General features: G+C 34.5%; 8 protein-coding genes. 4 read left to right on the forward strand and 4 right to left on the reverse strand.

Annotated features, from left to right (window positions below):
- The first annotated feature begins 84 nt into the window (after positions 1-84).
- Genes ACN0TY_RS08730 through ACN0TY_RS08740 form a run of 3 tightly spaced genes read left to right on the forward strand, consistent with a single transcriptional unit; the run spans position 85 to position 3111 of the window.
- Positions 85-669 carry a BfmA/BtgA family mobilization protein gene (locus ACN0TY_RS08730; protein WP_417444182.1) on the forward strand — a complete coding sequence of 195 codons (585 nt, stop codon included), beginning with the start codon at positions 85-87 and terminating at the stop codon, positions 667-669.
- Positions 638-1672, forward strand: a complete 1035-nt coding sequence (gene mobB / locus ACN0TY_RS08735) for a MobB family relaxase (protein ID WP_417444183.1) — start codon at positions 638-640, stop codon at positions 1670-1672. The genes ACN0TY_RS08730 and mobB overlap by 32 nt, the downstream gene beginning before the upstream one ends.
- Positions 1669-3111: a type IV secretory system conjugative DNA transfer family protein gene (locus tag ACN0TY_RS08740; RefSeq protein ID WP_417444184.1), complete on the forward strand. Its 1443-nt coding sequence runs from the start codon at positions 1669-1671 to the stop codon at positions 3109-3111. Before mobB ends, ACN0TY_RS08740 begins: the two co-directional genes overlap by 4 nt.
- Before the next feature lie 39 nt (positions 3112-3150).
- On the opposite strand, the gene ACN0TY_RS08745 is transcribed toward ACN0TY_RS08740, so the two are convergent.
- Genes ACN0TY_RS08745 through ACN0TY_RS08760 form a run of 4 tightly spaced genes read right to left on the reverse strand, consistent with a single transcriptional unit; the run spans position 3151 to position 7925 of the window.
- Entirely contained in the window at positions 3151-6318 is a 3168-nt protein-coding gene (locus ACN0TY_RS08745) for a M1 family aminopeptidase (RefSeq protein WP_417444185.1), read from the reverse strand.
- Positions 6315-7187: an ABC transporter ATP-binding protein gene (locus ACN0TY_RS08750; RefSeq protein WP_417444186.1), complete on the reverse strand. Its 873-nt coding sequence runs from the start codon at positions 7185-7187 to the stop codon at positions 6315-6317. The genes ACN0TY_RS08745 and ACN0TY_RS08750 overlap by 4 nt, the downstream gene beginning before the upstream one ends.
- Before the next feature lie 21 nt (positions 7188-7208).
- Positions 7209-7412: a helix-turn-helix domain-containing protein gene (locus ACN0TY_RS08755; RefSeq protein ID WP_062053333.1), complete on the reverse strand. Its 204-nt coding sequence runs from the start codon at positions 7410-7412 to the stop codon at positions 7209-7211.
- A 3-nt stretch (positions 7413-7415) separates the two neighbouring features.
- Positions 7416-7925 (reverse strand): DUF2975 domain-containing protein, encoded by a 510-nt coding sequence (locus ACN0TY_RS08760; protein WP_417444187.1) that lies wholly within the window; start codon positions 7923-7925, stop codon positions 7416-7418.
- 500 nt (positions 7926-8425) lie between these two features.
- Here ACN0TY_RS08760 and ACN0TY_RS08765 point away from each other — a divergent pair.
- Positions 8426-8679, forward strand: a 254-nt coding sequence (locus ACN0TY_RS08765; RefSeq protein ID WP_417444188.1) for an IS110 family transposase, incomplete at its 3' end; no start/stop codon positions are given.

Consider the following 8679-nt stretch of genomic DNA (forward strand, 5'->3'; position numbering starts at 1 on the left):
ATAAATAATGTATTAAGCTGACTTTCAAAGGTTTGCAGCAAAACCATTGGAAACCATGATAAACAGGTAATTTTTTGCAGCAAAATGAAGAAGTTTTCAACATATGGCTTTTCTGGAATCAATGTCAAAAAAGATATTGCCGAGCGTTTTCGTGCATTCTCTAAAGAAATTTCCAAATCGCATTCCGAAGCCTTAGAAGCCATGTTAAATTTTTTTAAATGGAATAATCTCTTACCGAATGAAAACCTTGGAGTAAAAGCCGATGACACCAAAAAACGTATCAACGCTTTGATTGCTATTATTCGAACCATTGAAAAGGAACAAACCCTGCCAACAAAAGCAATGCTCGATACTTTATTTCAAGAGGTTTCTCAGGTGAATACCCACCATAAGAAATGGGAAGAAGAGGAGGAGGGAAGCGTTGATTTTGTGACTCCAGAAACGTTTTCCAGAGATACCGAAATAGAACATTACCTAAATCGCTATGAAGAGATGCAGCAGCAACTAAGCCAGTATAAAAATAGCATGGATACCCTACTTAACCAATTGCATTATGTAAAAGGAACATTTGGTAAGGATTACCATAAACTGAATATGAATAAGGATGAATTAGAACACTTTAAAACAAACTTGGATCATGTACATCACCATCACCGCACAAAGCCTTAGCGGTAACTTCGGTCAAAGTGCTGCCGCTTTCGTGGATTACCTTGAAAAAGAGAATCAAGGAAAACCCATGCCCGAACTAGCCCACTTTTTTGATCAGTATAACAACGAAATAGCTGCTGAGGAAGTTATCAAGGAGATTGATAACAATACAGCCAAGCTTAAAAAGTCCGAACCCAAGTTTTATTCCATCACCCTAAACCCAAGCCAGCGAGAGCTAAAAGCCATAGGAGATTCTCCTGAAGTTTTGAAACAATACACCAGAGAAGCCATGAAAGCCTATGCAAAGGCTTTTCATCGTGAAATAGATGGGAAACCTGTTAGCGTAAATGATATTAAATATTACGCCAAAGTCGAACGGCAGCGCACTTTTAAAAGTTCCGATAAACAGATTCAAGAAAATCAACCCTATGCCTCTCAAATTTTAGAATTAAAGCAACAGATTCGAAACATTCAAGGCGGGGAAAGCAAAGAGAATATCAAGAAGCTACAAAAAGACATCGCACATCTGGAACAGAAAGCGCCGCACCAACTAAATGGGAAGCGAATTGTGCCTGGAACGCTTAAACCAGGTCCTCAAAGTCATATCCATATTATTGTGAGTCGAAAGGATGTGTCCAATCGGTACAGTCTATCTCCAGGAAGCAAATACAAAGCTTCTGAAGTGGAAATGAACGGTAAGATGGTGAAGCGGGGTTTTGATCGTGATGCGTTTTATAAAAATGCTGAAAAGACCTTTGATACTATGTTCAATTACAAACGAAACTATGTGGAATCCTATACCGCCCGAAAAACCTTTTTAAAAGATCCGAAACTGTATTTTTCCTCCATTACAAAACTTCCTATCAATGAAAGGGCATTGGCTTTTAAATTGTTACAAAAAACAGGCGTCAATACAACCTTACTCCAAATTCCAACTAGCAAACTTCAACTCACTATCAAAGCCATTAATGCCTTGAAAAAAGGTATTGGAAAAGCAATAGAATCTGGTTCCATTGGGATATGAATTGGCAGTGGGAACATATCATTTTATATTTAGTTTGTCCTATCCTGTTTATAGGAACTGTTTTGTATGGGTTGCTATATAGTGTAAAAAGCATACAAATCGACACGAAATATAAGGTTCGTTTTAAACTGAACAACGGCAAGTTTAAAATTGATAACATTCGTCGGGGTGTGTCTATTATCGGTTCCGCGGGAAGCGGTAAAACAGAAAGCGTAGTTTATAATTTTTTACAACATTTTAGTCAACATGGATTTTGTGGGGTTATACACGATTACAAGGATTTTGAACTTACTGAAATTGCTTATCCTCTGTTTAAAAATGCGAAGACTTCCTTTTACACCGTTGCTTTTGATGATATCCACTATCGGGTGAATCCTATTGCTCCACATTACCTCCCAAACGAAGAAAGTGTCAACGAAGTATCTCGAGTGCTGATGGAAAACCTGTTGGAGCAGAACCTCTCAGAAAGCAAGGGAAGCAACAAGTTTTTCTCCGATGCTGTGGAAGGGCTGCTCAGTGGAATGATATGGAAGATGAAAACGGGGTATCCTGATTTCTGTACTTTACCCCATATTATGGCACTATTTCAAACCTTGACTACAAAACAATTGGTTGGTTTTTTACAGTCGGATTTGACATCGCATAGTATGGCAAATGCTTTTATAAGCGGGATTGATTCTGAAAAACAAACAGCAGGTGTAAATAGTACCCTAGCCAATGCCTTTAAAAAAATAAGCTCTCAAAAGCTCTTTTATATATTGTCAAAAGATGAAGTTCCTTTGGATGTTAATAATCCCCAAAATCCCGCGGTAATATCTCTAGTAAACCATCCGAAATATGATGCAGCATATTCACCAGTCATTGCTATGGTCATGCATACCATTATAAAACAGATGAGTCTGCGAGGTAAAACATCCTCCTTTTTACTTATGGAGGAGGCGCCAACCCTAAAATTACCCAATATGCACCGCATTCCAGCAACGCTGCGTAGTTATGATATTTGTACGGTGTATGTGATGCAGGATAAAGTTCAGAATGATTTATTGTATGGAGACAAAGCAAGTAGGGCGATTCTAAGTAATTTATCCTATCAGTTTTTTGGTAAAGTGAACGATCCTGATACCGCTAAATACTACGAACGCTTTTTTGAAATCATTAAAACGCCAACTAAAAGCATTAGTAAAAGTAGTGGTATGAGTTTTGAAAGCCGTATCACAAAAGGGGAGCGGGAGGTGTCTAAACGACGAGCAGATATATTCTTTAAGTTAAAACAAGGAGAGTTTATTGCCTTTGCCGACGGAAAGGATAAAAGAGTACGTTTTAAACTACAGCATATGACAAAAGAAAAACCCAAACAAAAAGTTCACTTTTCTGAAACTGATCTCGCAGTGCACTTTCAGAAAATTCATAGGGACGTTCAAAGTTTGTTTCTAAATTAGCTTAAATTTTTTGACTCAGTTCTTTGTTAGCAACAGTTCTTACTCAAACATTCCTCTAATTTTTTGTTCAAATTTTTCATCGCTAACCTTTAGAATCTCTTTTAGAAGTTCAGTTGAAGTAGGCTTTGCATTTGGGTATTTATGTTTTGTTAAAAAAGATTGTAGAGCTAAATTCAGCTGCTCTTCTCCAATTAATTCACTTAACGCAACAAAAACGATAGCGCCTTTAGAATAGGAAATAAAAGCATTATTTTTAGTGGCTTTCAATAAAGAAAGGTCTTCACTAAAACCCTTTTCTGCATCGTAGATTTGCTGGTGAATAGCTAGGCGTTCTAGCATTTTTTCTTTGCCGTACTTTTTCTTGTAAATCATCATTTCGGTATACATCGCCAAACTTTCAGTCAACATTGCATAACCTTCACGATAATCTGGGTCAATCTGGTTTGTTCCCCACCAAAAATGCGCCACTTCATGCCCAGCCAGTTCATTTATAACATCTTGATCGTGATCACCTCCTATATTAGCATGAAAGGTCATATGTTCAGTCATATAAATCACGCTTGGATAGGCAGTTCCAGCAAAACCTTGTGTAAAAGATGAAACTTCAGCAAATCGAACAGTAGAAAAAGGGTAAGGACCAAAGTTTTTGGTGCAATAGTCTAATGAAAGTTTTGTGTTTTCTATAAGATGGTTCACATTGTTTCCGTGTAAAGGATGATATAAAACCTCAATGGAAACCTCCTTATGTTGCACTTTTTTAACGTTGTAGCTGGCAGAAGAAACCGCAAAACGAAAAGGAATAGCATCTGCTTGGTAATGGTAATAATTCCTATTTGCTTTTTGCCATTGCTTCTTTAATTCACCAGTACCAACGGCAATTTGATTTTTAGTAGTAGAAATCTGCATATCTAAATGAATAAAATCGTCGGTATCGGTCTTTGCAGCACCCAATGGCTTAATTACAGTTTCTTTTCCTAATGCATGTTTTCTTCGAATAGTTTTATCTAAAATCTCATTGCTAGCATCATAACCAAAGCGAGGAAAATACTGGCTAATTCGCATAAAAGAACCATTATTAACAATAGCATTAAAACTATCATGTTCATTTACAGCCTGCCACTTATAATTTAATTCAAATGCAAGTTTTGCCGAATCTTGTGCTTGCCAAGCGTGTTTTAATTTCAATTCTGAAATAGAACGGTCTAATTTTATCGTATCATTCTTGTAATAAAGTAAAAGTGATTTTATCTTAAGGTCTTTAGTGATACTTATAAGTAATGAATCAATAGCTTGATTATGTGTGTTTACAAGCCAATAGTCTCCTTTTATACTGTATGCTTGTTCTTTAGGAAACAAATCTATTTTAGTTCTAACCGTTTTAATAGTTGGTTGTGGTATGTCTTGGTATTTTCGGTAGTTTTTTTCGTAAGAAACGCGCTCTAAAATAGCAGACTCTTTATCTTTTGATACATAACCATCTAAAAAAGAATATCCACTTACAATTACCATAAATACACAAGTAGCAGTAGCAAAAAGTGTACTGTTTTTTATAGCTTTAGTTTTTATCATTTGAAATATAAAAAATAGAAGCCCTACAATTGAAAACCAAAAAACTAGTCTATAGGTAAACAACAATAAATAAGGACCGTAAGCTATAAAATCGCTATAAGCACCTTTGTAACCTGATAAAAACCTAAATAACGGAATTGAAATAATATTTTTTGAAATAGGAGTAACAAACAATAAGAAAAACAAGATTGAAATCCCTAATGCAATGGACTTACTTTTACTTTTACTATTAATAAAAAGAAGTAGTAAGGAAAGGAGTATAAGTGGTAATGTATTGAAAATAAAAACACCAAAATATGCCTGCCAATCAATATAGGTATATTGAAAAATAATTTGAAAAATGATAGCTTCCAATAGCATTAAACCTGTAAGAAAAATGATTAATAGCACCATACTTATGCCATGTCCCAATAATCGTTCTCTTGCATAATAGGTGGTGTCTTGAATTATAGAAAACCCACTTGCACTAGCGCGCCAAAACACATCATTTGTAAAGTAAACCACAACCAAAGTGCCTATAAAGTAAAATGTCTCATTAATAGTTTTAGCTAACAGGCCAGAGCTAGCGTATTGTTGTGGTAGCCTAATGCCCATATCAATATCACCATACATTTCTACACCTACATAAAATAAGAGTAAGGCGGAAACCGAAATAAGCGGAATACTTTTAAACAAATAAATAAGATCGATTTTCACAAAAGAGTAGAGGGCTTTCCGTTTTGTTTTAGAATTAAGCAAAGTGCCAGCTATTGCAAATGGCATATCTAAAAATTTAGTCTTTTCAGACGTTGCTACAGTATGTTTCTTTTTTAACTTTTGCTTGAAAACTGGCAGAAATGAGAACGCACGAATACCTAATTTTACTATAATTAATGAGAGTAGGACAACGCCTAAACGATTTATTAATAGAATATTACTAAACGAAACAGTGTTATGGTTTCTTTCAAAAACATTAAAGTCTTTGGCATCATAAAAATAAGCCGATAACCCAAAAACATCTGTTATGGCAGATATTTTTTGAGCTAATAAAGACTGTGGTAGTGATTGCGCCATAAACGGAGCGTTTGAAAACATTAACACAATCATATAGGTTATATACAGCATTAAACCTGCTATAGCAACCAATAATTTATTCTGAAATTTTTTAGCAACGAAAAACAGAATACTGCATACCAATAAACTGTTGACCACACCAAGAATTAAAAAAGGATACACATAATGCCACAGATTAAACCCTGCAAGCATTTCAGAACCTGTTTGTACATGCAATCCTATAACATAACCAAGCATTAAAATAAGAAAACTAAATGCAGTAAGTAAAAAGAAGGATAAAAAGCGCGCTAAAGCAAAGTCGCGTTTCTTTGTAGGTGTTGTAAATACGATTAAGCCAAAATTAGTGTCACTTTCCTTAAATAGCCCAGAAAAAGCCAACAGTGTTGCTATCAAAATAATAATTAGGCTTAACAAACCAGTCATAAATCCAACCGAGTAGGGCGCATTGGCTGCAATGCCGTCGCCTACATTAATATGAAACTTAAAACCTGCAAAAAAACCAAGTACCAGATAAGCTAACAAAGCAAATTGAGTCGCTATTTGTTTTAGCGAGCTGTATATATCGTTAAGTAAAACCGTTTTCATTTCGCGTTGTTTAAATAAGTGAAGTAAGCGTGTTCTAAATTAGGCGTTACAGCTTTAAACCCAGTAGGGCAAGCATCAGCATAAACGGTTACATGCATAACCTTTTCAATAAATTGTTTGCTGATTACGTTATTGTCTGACTCTATATTAAGAAGTTCACTCTTGGTGGTCGCTTTTTGCCATATTTTTCCTTGCAATGCGTCAATAAATTGATTTGGGCTATCTTTTGCGACAATAGTTCCTTGTTTTATAATCGCCATTTCCGAACAAAGATTTCGTACATCTTCTACCAAGTGAGTTGATAATAAAATGATAATATCTTCACCTATTTCGCTCAATAACGCATTAAATCTATTACGTTCTTCAGGATCTAAACCTGCTGTAGGTTCGTCTACTATAACAATTTTAGGATTTCCCAATAAAGCTTGGGCCACACCAAAACGTTGTTTCATTCCGCCAGAAAACGTATACACTTCTTTGTTTTTTGCATCTACTAAATTTACTTTATCTAGAAGATTCATAATTTGGTCATGACGTTCTTTCTTGTTGTAAATACCTTTTAATTTGGCTAAATGCTGTAATAAATTATAAGCCGAAACTTTAGGGTAAACACCAAAATACTGTGGTAAAAAACCTAGCTGCTTTTGTATCTCTAATGGATTTTTTACAATATCTGCATCATTAAAAAAAACCGCTCCTTCTGATGGTTTTTGTAAACCAACAATGGTTTTCATAAGCGAAGATTTTCCTGCGCCGTTAGGCCCAAGTAAGCCAAAAACACCGTTTGTTATGTCTAAATTTATGGCATGAAGTGCCTGGTGTCCGTTGTTATACACAAGGGACACATTGTTGATATTCAATGTATTCATAAAATAATATTTAAGGGAGTGTTAGTCTACATAGTCTATGATGTCTCCAGGTTTACAATCCAAGGCTTTGCATATTTTTTCTAAAGTTTCAAAGCGAATGCCTTTGGCTTTTCCATTTTTCAGTATTGATAAATTTGCAGCTGTAATACCAATTTCTTTAACCAACTCTTTACTCTTCATTTTTCGTTTGGCTAGCATCACGTCTATGTTTATTACAATTGGCATAGTTTAGATATATAAGTCTTGTTCGTTTTGTAAATTCAATCCTTGGTTAAATATTTCTGACATAAAAAACACAAAAACACCAAGAACAAGATGCAGGACTATGATTAAAGACAATTCACGATCTATTTGCGTAAAAAACGATGTGAATATAGTTAGCGCAGTAGGCAGAAATATATTGACAAGATAAAACCGTCGCAAATGAGCAATATTTTCTGCGGTAAATAACTTATCCTGGTAAAAAACCTTAAAAACATTAGATAGCAACCAAAAAAACAAACCATACGCAAGAACGGGAATTAAAAACGAGAAGATCAAATACGTTGTGTTGCTATCTAAAATTAAAAAAGATTCCTCTGTAAAAGGATAGGTGATAATTGTTTGCTGATTTTTTGTTAGCAAATGGGTGTTTGTAACCCAGCTAAATAATCCATATAATCCAGTAATTAAGTATATTCCACCCAATACCCTAGAGATGTAGTATAAAACTTTGGAAATAATGATTGATCTTTGCATAGAATAAAATGTAATTTATTACTGCAAATATATAAAAAAATATCGTTTTACAATAAATAATTATATTTTAAGACAATTTTATTCTTGCTATATTCGTTAAAAACGATTTAAGAACGTTTGCCTTTATTCAGGACGGGTCAAAATGTTTTACAACGTGTTTGTGTATTATCAGTTGCGTGTTTGAGAATCTAATTTAACAAATAAATCACAGATAGAATATTCCGCAGTAATATTCGTAAGTAGGAGAGGACTAGCAATTAATTATACACGTCTTAAGTTAGCAATTCCTTAAATTAGATATTTTAATCAGAAAGAAAAAGCGTAGAATAAGGTTATGATATACGTTGAAATCTAGATTTCGTCAACATTGAAAATCCCTACGCTTTACTACTCTAAATTCGTTCAGTTCCCTGCCTGCCGGCAGGCAGGTGTGAGACTTTGGATCTCGTTTTTAAGTTGTAGAATTCTCAGTAGTTATTTCTTTCCAATCCTTTTTTATTATGAGTAAAGTTAAAGAATTTATAGGTATCGATGTCAGTAAAGATTATATTGATGTTTATGATTGTAAAGGTGAGTTTCATCAATTTACAAATAGTTTGTCAGGCTTTAAACAATTAAAGAAAATCACCAATAGTTTGTCTCATTGTATTGTTGAAGCTACAGGTTATTATCATATACAATTAGCCTATTTTTTATTAGAGCATGATATAGCAGTCTCTGTAGAGAACCCTTTGAAAGTAAGGCGTTTTATCCA

Source organism: Joostella sp., assembly GCF_048266025.1.
Taxonomy (GTDB): domain Bacteria; phylum Bacteroidota; class Bacteroidia; order Flavobacteriales; family Flavobacteriaceae; genus Galbibacter; species Galbibacter atrarenae.

Bases quoted from the DNA above. Each gene is read 5' to 3' on its own strand.
- ACN0TY_RS08730 (WP_417444182.1), top strand. From the start codon at position 85: ATGAAGAAGTTTTCAACATATGGCTTTTCTGGAATCAATGTCAAAAAA.
- mobB (WP_417444183.1), top strand. From the start codon at position 638: ATGTACATCACCATCACCGCACAAAGCCTTAGCGGTAACTTCGGTCAA.
- ACN0TY_RS08740 (WP_417444184.1), top strand. From the start codon at position 1,669: ATGAATTGGCAGTGGGAACATATCATTTTATATTTAGTTTGTCCTATC.
- ACN0TY_RS08745 (WP_417444185.1), bottom strand. From the start codon at position 6,318: ATGAAAACGGTTTTACTTAACGATATATACAGCTCGCTAAAACAAATA.
- ACN0TY_RS08750 (WP_417444186.1), bottom strand. From the start codon at position 7,187: ATGAATACATTGAATATCAACAATGTGTCCCTTGTGTATAACAACGGA.
- ACN0TY_RS08755 (WP_062053333.1), bottom strand. From the start codon at position 7,412: ATGCCAATTGTAATAAACATAGACGTGATGCTAGCCAAACGAAAAATG.
- ACN0TY_RS08760 (WP_417444187.1), bottom strand. From the start codon at position 7,925: ATGCAAAGATCAATCATTATTTCCAAAGTTTTATACTACATCTCTAGG.